22 protein-coding genes are annotated in these 19,585 nt (G+C 41.8%); 4 read left to right on the forward strand and 18 right to left on the reverse strand.

The features are described 5' to 3' along the window. Positions 1 to 221, reverse strand: a 221-nt coding sequence (locus tag BLR65_RS29085) for a hypothetical protein (protein ID WP_143122582.1), incomplete at its 3' end; no start/stop codon positions are given. Positions 222 to 381: 160 nt separating this feature from the next. On the opposite strand from BLR65_RS29085, the gene BLR65_RS13925 reads away from it, so the two are divergent. After that, a complete protein-coding gene (locus BLR65_RS13925) occupies positions 382 to 1,059 on the forward strand; it encodes a TMEM165/GDT1 family protein (protein ID WP_093794796.1) in 678 nt (225 codons plus the stop codon). Between the two features lie 216 nt (positions 1,060 to 1,275). Continuing rightward, a complete protein-coding gene (nifS, locus tag BLR65_RS13930) occupies positions 1,276 to 2,481 on the forward strand; it encodes a cysteine desulfurase NifS (protein WP_093794797.1) in 1,206 nt (401 codons plus the stop codon). 150 nt (positions 2,482 to 2,631) lie between these two features. Here nifS and trhA read toward each other — a convergent pair whose 3' ends face one another. After that, positions 2,632 to 3,294 carry a PAQR family membrane homeostasis protein TrhA gene (gene trhA, locus BLR65_RS13935; RefSeq protein ID WP_093794798.1) on the reverse strand — a complete coding sequence of 221 codons (663 nt, stop codon included), beginning with the start codon at positions 3,292 to 3,294 and terminating at the stop codon, positions 2,632 to 2,634. A 226-nt stretch (positions 3,295 to 3,520) separates the two neighbouring features. Between trhA and fucO the strand changes: the two genes are divergently transcribed. Continuing rightward, positions 3,521 to 4,681 carry a lactaldehyde reductase gene (gene fucO / locus BLR65_RS13940; protein WP_093794799.1) on the forward strand — a complete coding sequence of 387 codons (1,161 nt, stop codon included), beginning with the start codon at positions 3,521 to 3,523 and terminating at the stop codon, positions 4,679 to 4,681. 51 nt (positions 4,682 to 4,732) lie between these two features. Here the strand turns inward: fucO and BLR65_RS13945 are convergent, their stop codons facing one another. Then, a complete protein-coding gene (locus BLR65_RS13945) occupies positions 4,733 to 5,566 on the reverse strand; it encodes a Cof-type HAD-IIB family hydrolase (protein WP_093794885.1) in 834 nt (277 codons plus the stop codon). Positions 5,567 to 5,737: 171 nt separating this feature from the next. Further along, a complete protein-coding gene (locus tag BLR65_RS13950) occupies positions 5,738 to 6,277 on the reverse strand; it encodes a DUF4337 domain-containing protein (RefSeq protein ID WP_093794800.1) in 540 nt (179 codons plus the stop codon). Positions 6,278 to 6,647: 370 nt separating this feature from the next. Here BLR65_RS13950 and BLR65_RS13955 point away from each other — a divergent pair, with 370 nt between their 5' ends. After that, the gene (locus tag BLR65_RS13955) at positions 6,648 to 7,103 is read left to right on the forward strand and encodes a chemotaxis protein CheX (protein WP_169717046.1); all 456 of its coding nucleotides are present in this window, start codon (positions 6,648 to 6,650) and stop codon (positions 7,101 to 7,103) included. Between the two features lie 83 nt (positions 7,104 to 7,186). Here BLR65_RS13955 and BLR65_RS13960 read toward each other — a convergent pair whose 3' ends face one another. From BLR65_RS13960 to BLR65_RS14025, 14 genes are all read right to left on the reverse strand, one after another. Next, complete coding sequence (locus tag BLR65_RS13960; RefSeq protein WP_093794802.1) at positions 7,187 to 7,933, reverse strand: ABC transporter permease; 747 nt, start codon at positions 7,931 to 7,933, stop codon at positions 7,187 to 7,189. Next, positions 7,930 to 8,682, reverse strand: a complete 753-nt coding sequence (locus tag BLR65_RS13965; RefSeq protein WP_093794803.1) for an ABC transporter ATP-binding protein — start codon at positions 8,680 to 8,682, stop codon at positions 7,930 to 7,932. Before BLR65_RS13965 ends, BLR65_RS13960 begins: the two co-directional genes overlap by 4 nt. Before the next feature lie 6 nt (positions 8,683 to 8,688). After that, positions 8,689 to 9,642 carry an ABC transporter substrate-binding protein gene (locus tag BLR65_RS13970; RefSeq protein ID WP_093794804.1) on the reverse strand — a complete coding sequence of 318 codons (954 nt, stop codon included), beginning with the start codon at positions 9,640 to 9,642 and terminating at the stop codon, positions 8,689 to 8,691. Positions 9,643 to 9,766: 124 nt separating this feature from the next. After that, entirely contained in the window at positions 9,767 to 10,453 is a 687-nt protein-coding gene (locus tag BLR65_RS13975; RefSeq protein WP_245692784.1) for an HAD family hydrolase, read from the reverse strand. 637 nt (positions 10,454 to 11,090) lie between these two features. Continuing rightward, the gene (locus tag BLR65_RS13980; protein WP_093794805.1) at positions 11,091 to 12,272 is read right to left on the reverse strand and encodes a CaiB/BaiF CoA transferase family protein; all 1,182 of its coding nucleotides are present in this window, start codon (positions 12,270 to 12,272) and stop codon (positions 11,091 to 11,093) included. Between the two features lie 244 nt (positions 12,273 to 12,516). Then, positions 12,517 to 13,569: a PocR ligand-binding domain-containing protein gene (locus BLR65_RS13985; protein ID WP_093794887.1), complete on the reverse strand. Its 1,053-nt coding sequence runs from the start codon at positions 13,567 to 13,569 to the stop codon at positions 12,517 to 12,519. Positions 13,570 to 14,194: 625 nt separating this feature from the next. After that, positions 14,195 to 14,428 carry a thioredoxin family protein gene (locus BLR65_RS13990; RefSeq protein ID WP_093794806.1) on the reverse strand — a complete coding sequence of 78 codons (234 nt, stop codon included), beginning with the start codon at positions 14,426 to 14,428 and terminating at the stop codon, positions 14,195 to 14,197. 45 nt (positions 14,429 to 14,473) lie between these two features. Continuing rightward, positions 14,474 to 14,668 (reverse strand): putative zinc-binding protein, encoded by a 195-nt coding sequence (locus BLR65_RS13995; RefSeq protein WP_093794807.1) that lies wholly within the window; start codon positions 14,666 to 14,668, stop codon positions 14,474 to 14,476. Between the two features lie 143 nt (positions 14,669 to 14,811). Next, complete coding sequence (locus BLR65_RS14000; RefSeq protein ID WP_093794808.1) at positions 14,812 to 15,135, reverse strand: ArsR/SmtB family transcription factor; 324 nt, start codon at positions 15,133 to 15,135, stop codon at positions 14,812 to 14,814. Positions 15,136 to 15,208: 73 nt separating this feature from the next. Continuing rightward, positions 15,209 to 16,156: a permease gene (locus BLR65_RS14005; RefSeq protein ID WP_093794809.1), complete on the reverse strand. Its 948-nt coding sequence runs from the start codon at positions 16,154 to 16,156 to the stop codon at positions 15,209 to 15,211. A gap of 300 nt (positions 16,157 to 16,456) precedes the next feature. After that, positions 16,457 to 17,521 (reverse strand): ACR3 family arsenite efflux transporter, encoded by a 1,065-nt coding sequence (arsB, locus tag BLR65_RS14010; protein ID WP_093794810.1) that lies wholly within the window; start codon positions 17,519 to 17,521, stop codon positions 16,457 to 16,459. Positions 17,522 to 17,770: 249 nt separating this feature from the next. Next, positions 17,771 to 18,130, reverse strand: a complete 360-nt coding sequence (locus BLR65_RS14015) for an ArsR/SmtB family transcription factor (RefSeq protein ID WP_093794811.1) — start codon at positions 18,128 to 18,130, stop codon at positions 17,771 to 17,773. A gap of 354 nt (positions 18,131 to 18,484) precedes the next feature. Continuing rightward, complete coding sequence (locus tag BLR65_RS14020; protein WP_093794812.1) at positions 18,485 to 18,913, reverse strand: hypothetical protein; 429 nt, start codon at positions 18,911 to 18,913, stop codon at positions 18,485 to 18,487. 75 nt (positions 18,914 to 18,988) lie between these two features. Further along, positions 18,989 to 19,558: a putative zinc-binding protein gene (locus BLR65_RS14025; RefSeq protein ID WP_093794813.1), complete on the reverse strand. Its 570-nt coding sequence runs from the start codon at positions 19,556 to 19,558 to the stop codon at positions 18,989 to 18,991. Between the last annotated feature and the right edge of the window lie 27 nt (positions 19,559 to 19,585).

Raw genomic sequence — 19,585 nt, forward strand, 5'->3', positions numbered from 1 at the left:
GAGTAGCGATGAGCGACAAATTCCGTGATTTTGGATAAATCGCTGCACCAGACACTGGCTAGGGCTTTTTGCTGGAGCAAAACCGGCTCTAAAAAACCGCGTTTTAAGTAGTGGATTTGCAACTGCTCTTTTAGAAAGTCCTGAAATTGTCGATGAGAACGGGTCGTTTTCAACAAAAAAATCACCACCATCAGCGAAGGTAGACAAAAAGATGTCTTCATCGCGATTATGGGGGCGTTTCAAAAAAGTCAAGTCCCAAATTTTCGACACGTCTATTTTGGAGGAAAACTGCAAAAAGACCAAGGCTAAATGCCTTGATCCATATAATATCTCGGGTTTCCGAGAGAGTACATACTACATCTAAGGAGGATTGGACTTTTTATGACAGCATTTTTCACTTCACTTGTCTTCGTCGTACTTGCCGAAATGGGTGATAAAACACAACTTCTGGCCATGGCCTTTGCTACCCGCTACAGGTGGCAGACCGTTATGTTGGGCGTCTTTGTTGCTACTATTTTCAACCACTTGTTTGCCGTTGTTGTTGGCAATTACCTGACCCACTTCATTCCCATGACAACCATCCAAATCGCCGCCGCTATCTCCTTTATTATTTTTGGTCTCTGGACAATTCGCGGTGATGAACTAAACGGTGAAGATCAGGCAGCCAAACGCAGCCCGTTTTGGACTGTGGCCATCGCCTTTTTTATTGCCGAAATGGGTGATAAAACCCAATTGGCCACTGTTGCCCTGGCGGCACAGTTCAATACTATCGTCCCCGTCTGGCTGGGAACCACCACCGGTATGATGGTGGCAGACGGTATCGGCATTATTATTGGCATTGTACTAGGCAAAAAAATTCCCGAACGGGCCGTAAAATGGTTTGCGGCAATTATCTTTATTTTCTTTGGTCTTTTCGGTCTTTATGAATACTTACCAAGCCAATATGTAACCCCGGCAACAATTGCCGGCTGCCTGGTCGCAATCCTGCTGCTGATGTACCTTGTAGTCCGAATGGGCAATAGCGAGGATGCCCTCCCGCAAAAACGGTCACAAGAATAGAATTTTCCTGCACGTATAAAGAAGCTTACTATATACAACGCATTAAAGTTTTGCAGGCGGGTGGGATGTTGGCAAAAGCGGAAGTCAGTTTTTTGCCCTTTTTTAATGTTGACAATTCTGATAGGATTTGTTAACATTAATATAAAGTCAATCACTACTAACTATACTGTTAGCTATTTAACGTAATAACGTAAAATAAAGGACGGTGCCAAAAAGATGAATGAACAACGTGTTTATCTGGATCACTCTGCGACAACCTATATTAAACCGCAGGTTTTTGACGAAATGCTTCCCTATCTGACCACCCACTACGGCAATCCATCTTCTATCTATTCACTGTCACGGGCAACAGAAAACGCGATCGACCAAGCCAGAGAAAGAGTTGCCAAAGCACTTCATGCCGACAAGAACGAAATCTTTTTTACCGGCGGCGGTTCCGAGGCCGACAACTGGGCATTAAAAGGTATTGCCTTTGCCAATAAACACCGCGGAAATCACATCATTACAACCAAAATTGAGCATCACGCTATTTTACATACATGCGAGTTTTTGGAGAAAAACGGTTTTGAAGTAACCTATCTTCCTGTTGATTCAGAAGGCTTTATCAATCTTGATGAATTGCGGCAGGCTATTACCGGTAAGACGATCTTAGTATCCGTTATGTTCGCCAATAATGAAATTGGCACTATTGAGCCAATTAAGGAAATCGGCAAAATATGCCATGAAAAAAAGGTGCTATTTCATACCGACGCCGTACAGGCGGTAGGTCATGTGCCCATTGATGTAAAAGCTATGAACATTGATTTGTTATCGCTTGCTGCCCACAAATTTTATGGGCCTAAGGGAGTGGGTGTGCTTTATATTCGCAAGGGGATTAAAATTGAAAATCTCATTCATGGTGGCGGCCAGGAAAGAAACAAGCGGGCAGGTACGGAAAATATTGCGGGAATTGTCGGCTTAGGAAAAGCGATTGAATTGGCGCAGGAAGAAATGGATGCTGAGAATAAGCGTCTGACTTACCTGCGGGATAAACTGATTAACGGCTTATCACGCATACCTTATACAAAAGTAAACGGCCCTGTCGGTAATAAAAGAATGCCGGGAAATGTCAACGTATGTTTCCGCTTTATTGAGGGAGAATCACTGCTGCTATTGCTGGACAGCAAAGGAATCTCCGCCTCCAGCGGCAGTGCCTGCACCTCCGGCTCACTAGATCCTTCCCATGTTTTATTGGCGATTGGACTTCCCCATGAAATTGCCCACGGCTCCCTTCGTCTTACCCTGGGAAGCAGCACAACAGAGCAAGATATCGACTATACGTTACGTGTACTACCAGAAATCGTTCAGCGCTTACGGGACATGTCTCCCCTCTGGCATACTTTCCTGGAGAAGCAGGAAAACGTGAGTAAACCCGCAGTATAATTAAAGTCTATGATTAAATGACAACACGGATACTGCATTTATAGTTGCAGTGTCCGTGTTGTTTTTTTGCTCAAACATACAGAACTTTTACTGAATTTCGTTGATAAACTGGAAAAGTATAAGCTCATGGTAACCGAATGAAAAAATTATTTATCCCATTACCGGAATCGGCAACACATATCGTAAAACAGCTATATAATGAGCAATACTGCCTGCAAGGACAAACAAATGCCAAATCGCGTGATTATAAGGAATCTTATGGGCTAAATAAAAGATGGCCCCCACAGTATAGAAAAGCCCGCCGCCGATAAGCCAATATATTCCTTCAATTGGCAAAGTTGCCAACAGAGGGTTGATCATGACAACTGCGAGCCAGCCCATAAACAGATAGCAGATGGTTGCGAAAACCTTAAAACGTCTAACAAAAAATATTTGAAAAATGATTCCCGCTACGGCCAGCCCCCATATGACGAAAAACATGGTCCAGCCCAATGTGCCATGAAGCGGAATCAGCGTAAACGGTGTATAGTTGCCGGCAATCAATACATAAATGGCCGCATGATCCAGAAACTTGAAAATATACTTTAATTTTTCATTGGTAAAGCTGTGATACAAGGTAGAGGCTACATATAGCAGCACCAGAGAAGTTCCGTAAATACTAAAACTCACTACATGCCAAACACCACCGGCTAAATAAGCTGCCGCCGTAAGAACGCCCAAACCAATGAGTGCCAAAAATGCTCCCACACCATGCGTAACAGCATTTAGTATCTCTTCTAAATTAAAATGCAAAGCAGCCGCATTCCTCGTCATGAAATCATCCCCTTATGATTGGCTAAAGGCAAATCTTATACCTATATGATACCGCGAATCAGCTAAAAAAACCAGTCAGGCTGATCTTGGTTTATAAGAGTAACTTCCAGTGATAAAAGACAAGATAGTACCAGCATCAAGCAAGTGTTTTTATTTTTTTATACAATTCTGTATAGTATGATTAAAGTATCGTACTGTACTCTAGGCAGAGAAAGGACTGAATTGTATGGCAAACCGTATTGTTCTCAATGAAACCTCCTATTTTGGCTCAGGTGCCATCCGTGTCATTCCGGAAGAAATCCGCCGCCGGAATTTTAAAAAGGTCTTTGTGGTTACCGATAAGGATTTAGTGAAGTTCGGCGTTGCCGAAAAAGTTACAGAAGTCCTCACCCAAGCGGCTATCCCCTATGAATTATATGACAATGTTAAACCCAATCCCACAATTGAAAATGTCCAAACCGGTGTACAAAAACTGGCTGCCGCAGGTGCCGATGCCATTATTGCCATTGGCGGCGGGTCTTCCATTGATACAGCCAAAGGCATCGGCATCATCGCCAATAATCCCGCTTTCAGCGATGTAAAGAGTCTGGAAGGCTGTGCGGCTACCAAAGCCAAGGCCGTCCCGATTATTGCCGTTCCAACTACAGCCGGGACTGCCGCCGAAGTAACGATCAACTATGTCATTACTGACGATCAGGCTGTCAAAAAGATGGTCTGCGTTGATCCTAACGATATTCCCATAATTGCTGTCGTTGACCCAGAACTCATGCTCTCCATGCCCAAGGGTTTAACTGCTTCAACCGGTATGGACGCTCTGACCCATGCCATCGAAGGTTATATTACCCGCGGCGCCTGGACAATGACGGATATGTTTGAACTAAAAGCCATTGAACTCATTGCCGCTCACCTGGAAAAAGCAGTTTTCGAACCTGATAATATCGCCGCCCGCGACGGTATGGCGCTGGCCCAGTACATAGCAGGTATGGGCTTTTCCAATGTAGGCCTCGGTATCGTCCATTCCATGGCTCACCCGCTCGGTGCATTTTATGATACTCCTCACGGTGTGGCTAATGCTCTGCTGTTACCCTATGTTATGGAGTATAATGCCCCAGCTACCGGAGAAAAATACCGGAATATTGCCAAAGCCATGGGTGTGGCCAATGCTGACACCATGACCCAGGAAGAGTATCGGCAAGCAGCCGTTGAGGCAGTAATAACGCTCTCCCGGAAAATCGGCATTCCACAAAAGCTATCGGCAATTGGTGTTCAGGAAAAAGATCTGCCCCAGTTAGCAAAATCGGCGTTTGCAGACGTATGCACACCCGGTAATCCACGCGATACCAACGAAGCTGAAATTCTGGCCGTATATCAAAAAGCCTTTAAATAATCAAAAGTAGCAGAATAAACCCCTTAGCTGGCAAATGGCTAAGGGGTTTATCTATTTCTGCAGAACAAACTTGCTAATGGCGTTGGCAACTCCTTCGCGGTCATTAGAATCCGTAATGTAATCTGCTTTTTGTTTTACGCTATCCAAGGCATTCTCCATGGCAATGCCCAAGCCGGCATATTCAATCATCGATATATCATTTTCGCTGTCACCAATGGTGATAATCTCTTCCGGCTTTATCTGGTAAAATGCTGCCAGCATGGCCACGGCTTTGCCCTTGGAAACGCCTTTACGGGTAATTTCGATATTATGTTTGGACGAATCGGCAATTTCCAACTGGTCTATATTTTTTAACTCTTGCCGCAATTCGTGGATTAAAGCAGGCTTGCGGTAGATAACCTCACATTTTACGATATTTTCTTTTTCCTTCTGCAATATCCTCTGCCATCGTTTCCAGGAATAAACAAACTCCATGTCAAGCGAATTGCTTCTACTGCCTATGAATCTAGTGGCCAGATAAAAAAACTTAAATAAAATATTGCCATAATAAAACTTATTGGGAGTACAAAAATAAGGCCTAGTATCATACCGCCGGAACAGCTCCAGTAATTGAAACGACAAATTTTCACCAAGAACATCCTTGAAAATCACTTTGTCATTGTCTTTCTCTTTTATGAAGGCGCCGTTTGAAGCAATTACGGGGGATTTTACACCAATAAGATTGGAAAAATACTCGGCATCTGTATACATTCGTCCGGTGCTTACTACAATATGAATATTTTGTCTATGGGCCTGCAGCAACACTTTCTTTGTCCGCTCGGTAATTTTATGCCTACTTGTTAGAAGTGTCCCGTCAACATCAACGCAGATTAGCTTATACGCCATAACAGAGTCCTTTCCTAAATATTTGACTTGCATATATGCTCATCTGGCAAGACATCCTCTTCGCCCGGTAGTCGCCGACTGATAAATTATTGGCCTGCCAAAATGATTTTGGCAGTGCCATATAAATGTTCCCCATCTAAGTCAATAGCATTCAAATTTGTCCGTTCCCTTTTAAACCGCTGCACTTACAAAATTATATAAAAACACGATAATACCGACGCCTCCTACCGCAAGGCCTATATACCAATACATATACTGTTTGTTAATCGAAGCTAAGGAAGACAGCAATATGCCGATTTGCAGAAAAATCAAGGCTTGCCCAAACCCACCGTTAAAGTGTTGCGCGTTGTCCCGTTCCTGCTCCAGGCGCTTAGCCGCTTTGGTAATGTCTTCTTTTTCCTGTTGGTAGCGGGTAATTTCCCGGTTATATTCAGCAATCTTAGCTTTATACAGTTCCGGGTTACCGGCCTGCTGCGCAGCCAATGCCATGGTATCCCGCTCAACCTCGTAAGTTGTTTCTTTGATACTTTTTGCTTGATAATACGCCCACTGATCTGATGCCTGATTCTGAGCCAACACCATTTTATTCCCATACCCGGCTGCCTTGAATGAAGCCAAAGTGGCACATGCTGCTAAAACTAAAGTTGTAATCGCAATAAAAGTACTGATATTATCTTTCCATGATTTTTTTACTTGCTGACTGGTTTCCATATGATTTTTACCTCCAATCCTGGGATGTAGAGCAGCATCTTAGCTATGCCATGCATAAATATATATTCCAAATCATCATGCGAAAACCCTGCAATTATGACATGCAGTGGTCGGCATAATATTAGATTTTCCGGGGTCTGGTATCTGTGTTTTAAAATGTCGTCCTTGCCGTGACAGTATTAGCAAATACTGTGTGCCGACTTTAATCCTTAATGCCCAGCTTTCTTGTCACCCCTTGCTTTCGCTTTTCAGGACTTTAGACCCAGAAAATTAAAACTATAGTCCGATAGCCATACTATTCTTTTAGAACGAAGTATATTATGTACGTTATTTTCCTATGGATTGTAGGGTGATCGAGGGGGACTACACAATGGATGCACGATTGGTCAACCCATTCATTACCGCGTTGTCAATTGTACTGCCACAAATGGGCTTTAAAAATGTAGCTCGGGGAAAGCTGTTTTCCGGAAATCAATTTATCGATAACCAGGGCGTGCTCATCAACGTTGCATTAATCAATAACCTAACAGGCAATTTCGCTTTTACCATGACTGAGGAATCAGCCAAGCGCCTGTCGTCGGTCATTATGATGGGAACGCCGGTAAATACTTTTGATGCCATGGCGCAAAGCGCACTCTGCGAAATGGTAAACATTGTGGCTTCCAATGCCGCTACTTCGCTTAATAAAGAAGGAATTGCCGTTAATCTGGTACCGCCTGCATTATCGCAAACAGCTACAAAACTTAAAATCTGCGATACCAATTATATTGGTATCGAAATGGTCATCGATGAACTTCCCGTCGCGATCGGTATTGGCCTAAACTAAAATATGGCGAGTAAAGCAAAGAGAGGCTGAAATGCAAAGATTTTCAGCCTCTCTTTATTTTTCCGGAAACCGGGCGTTTTTGTTTATTTATATTGCCAACTGCACAGCTTTCGTTCCAGATAGTCAATCATGCCAAATAATATCAACCCAATCATACTTAACACGATAATGCCGGAATACATCTCCAGATAATTTACCCGTAACCAAGCGTCCATTATGAAATAGCCCATTCCGTACTGGGTCCCAAAGGTTTCGGTAAAAAAAAGCACAGATACGGCCGTAGCCATAGCCACCCGCAAGGCTGTCAGAAACTTCGGCATAGAAGCCGGAATCAGAATTTCGCGGAATATCTCGAGGAAACTGGCCCCAAGAGAGTATAACGGGTAGTACGTTTCCTTGGGGATACCTTTTACACCATCCCGCACGGCAACAATTACCTGAAAAACTACGATCAAAAATATCATGAGAATTTTTGACAGTTCATCCAGCCCAAATAACAGCATAACAACAGGCAAAAGGGCAATTTTGGGGATCGGATAAGTTAAGTAAATAAGCGGCGACAGCAGCCTGTCCCATTTTGAAAAATACCCCATACAAAGTCCAAGCGGAATGCCAATCATGACGGCAAGCAAAACTCCGGCGACAATCCGCCACATGCTATAGAACCCATGGATGGCAATTTGCGGCAAAAAAATGTGAAATAAATTAACAAGTACGACCCCGGGAGAAGGGATAATCGGCAGTTGCAGCCAGCTGGCAACCGCCTGCCATAACGCTAGGAAAATCAGCGCACCATAGATATACCAAACTCCTGATCCTTTTCTTTTCATTTTGACCAATCCTCTTTTATTGTCTTTCGTAGCTCAAGACAAAGTTGGAAAAAATCCTGACGGTTGCGTATGCCTTCTACTCCAAACAGAGGATTATCAATAATTTTGCTCACTGTCCCGGGAGCTGCCGATAAAATAACAATTTTTCGACCCAAATACACGGCTTCTTCCACATGATGGGTCACCAGGATGGTGGAAACCGAATGCTTTCGCCAAACATCTAAAAATACATTCTGTATTTCTTCTCTCGTCATTGCATCCAGGGCAGAAAAGGGCTCATCCATCAACAATAAGTCGGGGTGCAGCAAAAAGGCGCGGGCTAAAGCAACCCGCTGCTGCTGACCACCGCTGAGCTCGCCGGGATATCTTTTTTCCAAGCCGCTCAAACCAAGCAATTGGACTAACCCGGACAGTTTATCCTCATCACAAGACTGCCTTTTATTTTTTATTTTTATTCCCAGGCAAATGTTTTCCGCAATGTTCTTCCAGGGCAATAACCCATAATTTTGCGGAATAAAGCCGATGATTTGCTGTTTAGGGTTAACCGGCTGTCCCTTAATAAGGACACTGCCGTCAAAGCGGGTAATAATTCCGGCCAGAATCTTTAGCAACGTTGACTTGCCACAACCTGAAGGACCGATGATAGCACAGGTTTCGCCGGCAGCCAGTTCAAGGTTGATATTCTTTAATACTTCGTAGCCTACTTCCTCTGACTGATAAGAAATATTCAAATCATGAATTTGAATCATAAACAACTACCTTACAAACCGGGTATCTACCAACTCGGTATATTCGTATTTCTTGTCAATAAGCTGTCTGGCCTGCAACCAGGCGATAACATCATCCACTTCTTTTTTCGGCGGTGCCGTGGGTTTCTTGTATTGCGGCAGAACAAGCGCCCCTTTTATTTCTTTCGGAAATCCTGTTTTTTCAATGACCAAATCAATATAGCTATCCATTGGCTCCCGCGCTAAATAGTCTACAGCCTTACTGTAAGCTCTGTACATAGCCTGGATTTCTTTTTCCTTATCGTTAACAGCCTTGGAGGTAAAAATCATGACTCCGGGGTTAATGCCCAATTGCTCCGAGGTATTGATTACATGTCCGCCATTTTTTATCGCTACTGTTGCCAGAGGATCAGGCAGGGTAGCAGCGGCGATTTTATTATTTTGCAGCATCTCCAAACGCGCGGGGATTTGGGGGATGACAGTTTTGTTTAAATCATTTGCGCTTAATCCGCCTTCTGCGGCTATCCGGTCGGTGACATATTCAATAATCGTATTTTTCGAAATAGCCACATCTTTTCCTTGCAAATCGCGCACAGATGCTGCCGTCTCGTTTTTATTGGCGATTAATTTATAGCTACCGTTGGTCAACGAAGTAATTACGGTATCAAAACCACCCTTTTTAGCAAATGCTTCTGCCAGCATATCGGAGACAGCGCCGTCCAGGTTACCGCTTTGCAGCGCACTGTCCCGTTCCATAGCGCTTTTGAATTGCTTTAGTGTTACATTAAGACCTTCTTCTTTAAAATAGCCCTTCTCCTGGGCAATAATAAAAGGAATAGAATCTACATCAGGCATAAGGCCAATCGTAATGGATTGTAATTGCCCCTGCTTCTGTGCCGTATTTTCCTTTTTGTCATTTGCGCAGCCTGTCATAACCAGCAACAGCGCAACCGTTATTACTAGCATAACGATTTTTCTCATTGTACAGACCCCATTTCCTTACTATAAGTTAAAAATTCTCTCCCTATAACTAGTTTCGACAAGCGCGTTGCTTGTACCTGTCGCGTCTTCCCAAAATATACTAATTACGCAGCAACTACACCATTTACATGCTTGCAAGCTTTTTTTCAAAAATCTCCGGTTCCGGTAAGACTTCAACACACCACCAGGGGCAACAGCTCTGCAAATTCTCGACCGAATAGGTTCCGGTAGCAATACCAATTGTATAAACGCCAATGCCTCTGCCACACTCAATATCGTGAGGAGTGTCGCCGATGACAAAGATGTCGTGTTGCCCAGGCTCACCCCAATTGGCATGCACAAGCCGCAAGGCATGACCGGCTATGTCGCCTCGCTTTTCATACTGCTCCGCAAAAGCGCTGTTGGCAAAATCAAAATACTGATCTAATTTAAAGTATTCCAGTTTTATCTCAGCACCTTTCCTACTATTGCCGGTTAGTAAAAGCAGCTTATAACTTTCCCGTCCGGATAAACTAGCCAGGATATTGGCAACGCCGGGCAAAACCAAACCTTTTCTGGCAGCTAGCTCGCAGGGTAAAAATTCTTCATAACGGCGGCATAAGCTGTCAATCTCGGCTTGGCGTGCTTCGCGTCCGGCAGCTTTTTCAATAATTTGCCTTGCAATATAATTATCTGTCATACCGGCTGAAATAATCTGGTCAAAACTCACCGACTTACCCCAGAGTTCTTCTGTTGCCTGGGCAAAAGCGTATAAACCGGCTTTCGATGTCCTAATCAATGTACCGTCGATATCCCAAAAAAGTATTTTCAACAACTAACCCTCCCAACTCATCCTAAAGTTGCATCTGTTTTCAGCATTTGTTACGCGCTCTTACTAACAAATTTACCCGTAGTAAATCATACTGTTTTAATTTTACCACAAAAAAGTTGCCGCTGTCCTTAAGCGTATAAATATCTTCTGAGCGCACAGGCTCCGCCGGGCAAAAAAAATCCGCTAAACTAGTTAACAGTTAGCGAAAATATTTTTATCCAGCATACTCACTGCTGATCAAGCAAATTAGAAAATACTTTTAGTAAGTAAAATAATAGAGGGAAAGCCCTCAGCCTTCCCCCCTTACTTAGAGCACCCATCCTTATAGCATGCATTGCATACACTACTTACGGCTAACACAACTTGGCTTTTCGAACAGGAAAACTCAACTTTCAACAATGAACTTATGGTTCTGACAACTCCTCTTGGGTAAAACAAAAAACACAATCCTGCCAGATAACGAACCTACCGCAACAAACGGAAAACGAAACGGTTTCCAAATTACTGCAAACTGGTTGAATCTACGGCGCTATAAGGATGGTGCTTACTTAGATAATAACATATGGTATATAGTTTTGCAAGTAAGTTAATTCAGAATTTCAGAATTTTTTTCAAATATAACACGTAGTCTCTAAAATTAGTCCTTGTCTTGCAAATACTCGTTCACCTTGTTTTGATCCCAGCCCAGCATTTCCTGAAGAATTTCACCGGTATGCTGCCCTAAGAGCGGCGCAGGCCGATTGACACCGCCGGGAGTTTGCGACATTTTTACAGGCACCCCGGGCATTTTTAGTTTTCCAGCCACCGGATGCTCCACCTCCACAATCATTTCCCTGGCCGCAACATGGGGGTCGCTCACAACCTTATCAATAGTATTGATCGGCGCACAGGGCAATCCGGCCTTTTCCAGGATAGCTATCCACTCACCAATGGGCTTGGCTGTAAAAATTCCATTTAAAATAGCACCGAGCTCTACCGCATTATTGGTACGATGCAGGTTGGTATCAAAACGCGGATCTTTGATAAGATCAGGCCGCTCAAGAATGTTGCATAATTTTTCCCATAACCGGTCATTGCCGGCACCGACAATAATATAACCATCCTTAGCCGTATAGGAGGCGAACGGTGTAATCGACGGATGGCGATTTCCCAGTGGACCCGGTACATTTCCCGAAGTTACATAACGGGCTATGGCGTTCTCCAGTATTGCCAGTTGGCAGTCCAGCATGCCTACGTCAACCTTTTGGCCTTGGCCGGTACGCTGGCGATAAAATAATGCCGTCATAACACCATAAGCAGTAAACATGCCTGCAATAACATCGCCAACAGAGGCGCCAACGCGTGTAGGCTCTCCGTTCTCCGGGCCGGTAATGCTCATAATCCCGCCCATGGCCTGAACAATGATATCATACGCCGGTTTGTCACGATATGGGCCGGTATGTCCAAATCCCGAACAGGCTGCATAAATGAGCCCGGGATTTATCTCCTTCAGAACCTCATAACCCAACCCGAATTTTTCCATAGTACCAGGCCGGTAGTTTTCAACAACTACGTCAGCCTGCTTCACCAGTTCCTTGAATAAATCACAATCTGCCTGCCGCTTGAAATTTAGGATTATTGAGCGCTTATTCCGGTTAAGACTCATGAAATAAGCACTTTCATTGCCCACGAAAGGACCGAAGGCCCGGGAATCATCCCCTACTCCCGGCGGTTCAATTTTTATAATATCGGCTCCGAAATCGGCTAGCATCATTGTACAATACGGACCGGCTAATACTCTGCTCAAATCCAGGACCCTTACTTCTTCAAGTGCTTTCACAATCCATCTCTCCTTAGTTTTAAAATTGCGTTTACAATTAGTATCCGCTATAGCGATCCAATCATGCCGTTAATTGAGCCGTAGCGTAAATTACCATTACTGCCGGTTATCACTAGTTAATGAGGCAACAAAAAAGAGACAGACGGAATACAAATTCCACTCTGTCTCTTTAGCACTCATCTATATTCTAGTAAATTCGTCAATATTCAATAAGAATACCGTTTATTTTTAAAATCAGGCTTGATTATCGTTCATTTGCCAGGGCGTGCAACTGTTCCGTCATGCTGGTTACTTCCTGAATGCTGGCAGTTACTTCCTCAATGGCGGCTGCCTGTTGTTCTACGGTAACAGAAGTAGCCTGCCCCATAGTGACTGTTTTATTGACTGACTGCTGTATAATGGTGGTAAATTCTTTTATTTTGCCGACCGTTTCTTTTGAGTCTCCCGAAAGCTTACGAATTTCCTGGGCTACCACGCCAAAACCAAGGCCGGCCTGTCCTGCCCTGGCTGCTTCAATAGCGGCATTTAATCCTAACAAACGCGTTTCATCAGCTATTTCTTTAATGAAATCCATTACCTCATTAATCTTGCCTGAAATCACGTTAACATTTTGGATTTCCTCGTTAAGGGCATTTTGGTTGTTGTTAACGTCAGTGGCTGATGCCGCCAATTGTTCCATGGTAGCCGATATCTTGACAATACTGTCATTGATTAAACCAGCCATATCTTTAAGCTTATATTGCTGATAACCCACTTTTGAAACAGTATTAGCCACCAAATACAACATCTTGGCTGCCGCTTCCAGGTTTTTTCTTGATATCTGTTTTACTTCCCGTAATGCGTCTATATAGTTATCCGGATCTACACCAATTTCCTGAGCGACTTTACGGTAGTAGGCTTCATCAGGAGAGGAAGTTAAGACTTGTCCGCCCAGAATCGAACCAATTTGCCGTCCTTCCAGCATAATCGGACTGCCGAAATCCACCAGCCCGGCATGGCAGTCATAAATAGCCGGTTTACCGGTTCTGGCTGACTCGGCCCCCCCCTTACGGTCACACTCCATACAGCGTGCCAGCCCTGCTTTTGACCCACGGGTATATTCAATACAAAACTTAGTAAAGTTGCTAGGTTTTGTGACAGGATTGCCATCAATATCAACCGTAACGCTGGCCACACCCAAGGCTTCGGCAAAACTATCCTGGAAATCTTGAAGAAATTCTACATCGATTATGTCCTGAATTTTGACACTATTAAGGTTATCAAATTCAGGTTTACTCGTTACCATTTTCTGTTCCATCTGCTCACCCCCAACTTTTACTTTGAACTCCTTATTATTACTATTTTCTACGTCCAAAATAATGCTCCCCTGTAAAAAAGCGCACAATATTACAAATATTTTGCGTTTTTTATACGTCATATCTGTCGGTTTGTGTTTAATTTTTATGAAATCAATTATATCACTGGGATGAGTACGCAAAACGAACTTTAAAGGGTGGAAAAAACAACTTATATTAAATTAGTGTGACCTGCAAGATTAAGAAATCCTTGCAGGTCACACTGTAAAAAAGATATGAGAATACGACTAATAGTACCGCTAAGAAAAATTTACTTATTTTATCACTAAAACCATACATGTACTGCAAGAAGGACATAGGGCATTCAATTCTGATCGATTAAGCAGATCTTTAGGTATCTCCTGCCGTTCAATAATCTTAAAACAAATTTCTGTAAGTATTTTTCAACGGTTTGAGTCATGAGATATAGTTTTTTATTCTCTGCTTCCGTGCACCATCAAGTACTGGCATTCAGCAGCCCCCTTAATCTTTTATGCGTCAATATTTAGTTTTACAGCGTCCGATTAATCAACCTTCCGACCGGATTAACTGAATAAGCAACATAAATTCTGCAAGTATATAGTAAGATTAGCCTTGAATTAGTAATTTTATTTCATCCTTAGTTGGAACTTTCCCTTTCACCTTAACCACACCATCCACAACAAGTGCCGGTGTCGTCATAACTCCGTAGGCCATGATGTCTTTCATATTATCCACTTTAACAATCTCTGCGTTAATTCCTAGTTCAGTCAAAGCCTCCATCACTCGTTCTGTGAGCGTATTACATTTTGCACAGCCCATCCCTAAGACTTCAATCTTCACGATTTAAACCTCCTTTGAAAACATTATATTAATGTACAATTAACCCTATAACCCCACTGGGCAACCGTCAATTACAACTACTTGATTGGCTTTTTTTGCCGCATCAATAAACGGCTGCATGCGTGCTGCAATGCCGGTAATACAGCTCATACTAGCCTGAGCAAAACCCTCACGCCTTAATTTACGGCATGCCTGATCTGCAACTTCTCCTACATCTGCACAACCACCACAAGCATACATTATTCGAGATACCTCTTGAATTCCCCCGCAATTACATCCACTTATAATAAAGCCTCCTTATAATCGTTCCATAATAATATTATAAAATTATAATATTATTATGGATATATTTTAGTACTATCTTCCAAATTGGTCAATGCTATTTATTTTAAAAATTTCAATAAACTCTGACTATGTCCAATCTGTTCACTTAATATTTGCTCTGCTACTCCGAGCAATTTTATTATAGAAGGGTATGCAATCCAATAGATCACACGCTGCCCGTCTTTTCTAGAATCAATCAGACCTTGTCTTTTGAGAATTCCAAGATGTTGTGAAAAATTTGATTGTTCAATATCTATTTCTTCTATCATATTACACACACACAGCTCTCCTTGGCTAAGCATATGCAAAATCTTAATACGTACCGGATGCCCTAATGTTTTAAATAGTTCAGCTGTCAATTTAACAACAATATCATCGGCCAAAATAAAACCTCCTAAATTCCCTTCGATAGAGATCAAATGAATATATTAATTATAACATCTTCTCTCTTTATGATTAAATTATGAAATTAAAAAGATAACCTGTAAAGATAATCGCTACTGCCATTATCATAATAAAAATGGCAATCAGTTTTGGTTTTAGTACATTGCGCAAAATAATCATTTCCGGAAAACTTAATGCCGTAACCGCCATCATAAATGCCAACGCCGTCCCAAGGCTCATGCCTTTTTGGATAAGCGCTGTGACAATAGGAATAACGCCAGCAGCATTAGAGTATAACGGTACTCCGATTAAAACCGCCATCGGCACAGCCCAGATATTATCCTTGCCTGCGTATTGCACAAGAAAATCTTCTGGCGCATAACCATGGATAAAACCGCCAATTCCAATAGCAATAATTACATAGAGCCATACCTTTTTCAGAATTTCTTTCGTATAGTCCCGTGCATAGCAAAGGCGGTCACCAAATGTCTGCTCAACGATTTCAGTTTCTCCCACTTTCATTTGATACACATATTCTTCCACCAAATGCTCTAAATTACCTTTACCGATTAGATAACCGGCAATAATCGCAATAGTGACGCCGGAAAGGATATAAATAACGGCAACTTTCCAGCCGAGCAACCCCCATAACATAACGAGTGCCACTTCATTGACCATTGGTGAAGATATTAAGAAAGAGAAAGTGATTCCCAGTGGAACTCCGGACTCTATAAAACCAATGAACACTGGTACGGCAGAACAAGAGCAAAAGGGTGTAACGATACCTAACAAAGCAGCGACTATGTTCCCATATAATTCCCGCTTATGACTTAAGATTTTCTTTGTGCGCTCTGCTGGAAAATATGAACGCAATATCGACACGCCGAAGATAATAATTGTTAACATAAGGAAAATTTTTATACTGTCATAGACAAAGAAATTAAGTGCTTCACCTAACATAGTACCGGGCGCTAAACCCAGCCAGTGATAGATTAATAAGTCTGCAAATGTTTTTAACATAAAGAAACCTCCAGCAATTATTTAATGGTTTTCTTATTCCCTGTGGTTACTTTTAACTTAAGAAAAATATATTAGTTTTTTATCATATTATAATATATTGTTTTTATGAATACAAGATATTTTTTTCACCAATAATATTTTAGCTGTTTATAACCAATTGCCATTATGTGTTAACTGCAAACACCATAAATGGAAAATTTGCCTTAGATAATAAAAGAAGAGATAGTAGTAGAATTTCTACAACCATCCCTTTTCCCGTTAGCAATTGACATGTAATATCCTACCGGTTTAACAGACTTTTTATCCCTTCGCTTTTAACTTATCGGGAACTACAAAATACTTTCTAAAGCGTAACGCTACGTTAACCAAGCCAATCATAACCGGCACCTCAATAAGCGGTCCGATAACAGCGGCAAAAGCCTGCCCTGAATTGATGCCAAAAATGGCTACAGCCACCGCAATCGCTAATTCAAAGTTATTACTGGCTGCCGTAAAGGATAATGTAGTTGTCTGCTCATAGTTTACTCCCACACGATGGCTCAGGTAAAAAGATACTAAGAACATAACAGCAAAATAGACAATTAGTGGAATGGCTATACGCACCACATCCATCGGTAATTTAATAATATAGCTGCCTTTTAGAGAAAACATAATCACAATGGTAAACAATAGCGAAATTAATGCCAACGGACTAATCTTAGGTATAAAAGTCTTTTCGTACCATTCACGTCCCTTTGCTGGCAATAAGATGCGTCTTGTCAAATATCCGGCTACAAAGGGGATACCCAGATATATTGCCACACTCATAGCAACATCTTTCATGGACACCTGAATTTGCATGCCCGTAAAACCAATCCATCCTGGAAGTACGGTGATAAAAAAATAGGCGAACACGGAATATAATATAAGCTGGAAGATTGAATTAAGTGCTACCAGTGCGGCCGCATATTCATTATCACCTTCTGCCAACGAGTTCCAGATAATTACCATAGCAATACAACGAGCCAAACCGATTAGTATTAATCCAACCATGTAATCCGGTTTATCTGGTAAGAAAATGATAGCTAGGGCAAACATCAATACCGGACCGATTACCCAGTTTTGCACAAGTGACAACAGCATAACCTTGCCATTATTAAATACCTTCCCGATTTCCTCATACTTTACCTTTGCTAATGGTGGATACATCATTACAATTAGGCCAATCGCAATCGGAATGGATGTTGTACCAATTGACAATGAATCTAGCCACGCAGCCATCCCAGGAAAGAGATAACCGCCGCCAACGCCAATTGCCATTGCCAGGAAAATCCATAATGTCAAATACTGGTCTAGAAAAGATAATCGTTTTTGAGTTTGCGTCATTTTACTATTCCCCCTTTACTTGTTATAGTATGAACTTTGAAGGTCTAACCCCATGCCTTCTTAGCTAATTCCGTATATTCACCTCCTTATTTGTAATATATAGATAGCATCAGAGCAATTTATGATTAAAATTGATTTTAATCATTTAAGTGTTTAGAAAACCCGGCTAACGCCGAGCCTTTGGCAAAAGCGCTAGCCGCTGGTTGCACTTATCCAGTCGAAAGTTATACTTTCTGGCTGGGCAAAAAATTAATCGTCCGTAATTTTAACACTGAACTCGCAACTGCCACCTAAATCTCTGTATTTTTTTAACCTTATCAAATCCTTTTGACATTGTGGATCACTGTCCAATTCTTTAAGCAGTTCCTTTATGAAGGCATACTGCTCCAGTATTTTTTCGTCAACCCGATAATATATCCACTGAGCTTGTTTTTTGCCAACAATAAGTTTAGCATGCTTTAACTTTGTTATATGGCGTGAGGCATTAGACTGGGTTAGTTTTAATATTTCTTCTAAATCACAGACACAGAAAGTATCTCTACATAGCAAATTCAACATTCTTATTCTGGTTTCGTCAGCCAAAGCCTTGAGTATCTCAATAATATCCATTATTCTCACCACATCCTATATATTAGATTGGTTCTGTTACATTTCATCTTTTATATCAGCAAAACCTATCTTGTATATGATTATATTCGCTTTTACTCATTTTTGTCAATTATTCTTTTGGCATCCATTACCAGACCTATACAACGTACTGAACTTAAGATAATATATGTTCTTCTGATTTGCGTAGAATATACTCTTTAGCTGAATCCTCAATTGTTATCAACATAGTCTTCCCTCTACAGCTTTTCTCCGCTCTTCCAAAAGAGATAAAAAACTACATTTTATCTCTTGCAACCAGTCGTTTGAAGAAGAAGATTTTTTCTATTTTTATCGTTAACCTTTTAAATATCTCGGCTACAGCTGGATGATAGTATACTTCAATTCCATCAATATTAACTTGTTGGTAATGAACGGCCTTATCAGATTTGCCCAATCGCACGGATGGGACACGCGGCGTTTGTCCGCCGCAGTTGCCGCCACTTCAAACCCCTCGTGGCCGTTCCACAACACTGATACTAATCGCCAACTCAGATGATTTTGACTTACACCGGATGTATTCTCTAGCTGATTCTTCAATTGTAAATTCCATCTTGATTCCTCCTTAGCTTGAACTTGACTCGGATTTACCGATAACCGCCTGCTTTCTGATGCGATAGCAATACCTTTAATCCAAACGTTAAAAAGCGCACAACTTCTTGGGGAACCCGCGCGATTATTTTTATATCCCTGATCAAATATTTGTAATATAAGTACCAATACGAAAGTTTTCTTTTGCCTGAACATGCAGACCCTCAATATGCCAAAACAACTGATAAACTTCGAATTCTATGTTGACTCACGGTCAACCTATCACATTTGTCAGCCCTTGCCATCGACATCGCCAATTTGTATCGCAACTCCATCTTTGACAATGACAGGTACTTTATCAGAACCATATCGATCTTTACACAATTTCTTAGCCCATGCGTGTACACTTGTGTTGACTTCTTGAAAAGTAATCCCTTTCTCCTGGTATTCTTGGAGTTTCTCCGCCCCCTTTTCGGTAAGTTTTAAATCGGCTATTAATTTACCAGCTATTTCGCAGATTTGCCTTTCTCCACTTTCGCTTAGTCTAACAACATTGCCTAGACTTACAGTATCAACACCGGCCACTAGGCGATCAATAGTATATTCAATGTCAATATCGCCACCCATTATATCGACAATGTTGGATGCGCACATTTTATTACAACCATTGATAACAATACACGGTATATTGGTTATTGTTTGTATCGCATCTATTTCTCCATTTACCAGATAGGCTAAACCAAGAAGTTTCGCCTGCTTATTCAGCTCTTCTTTCACCTTTAACGCTATTTCTTGTGTCATCAGGCCATAAACAGAATCAATGCCACAACATGGAATGATAACTAGCATTTTTTTATCCAAATTACATCCTCCCCAATTAATTCATTA

Origin of the sequence: Sporomusa acidovorans (assembly GCF_900101845.1) — a bacterium.
Classification (GTDB): domain Bacteria; phylum Bacillota; class Negativicutes; order Sporomusales; family Sporomusaceae; genus Sporomusa; species Sporomusa acidovorans.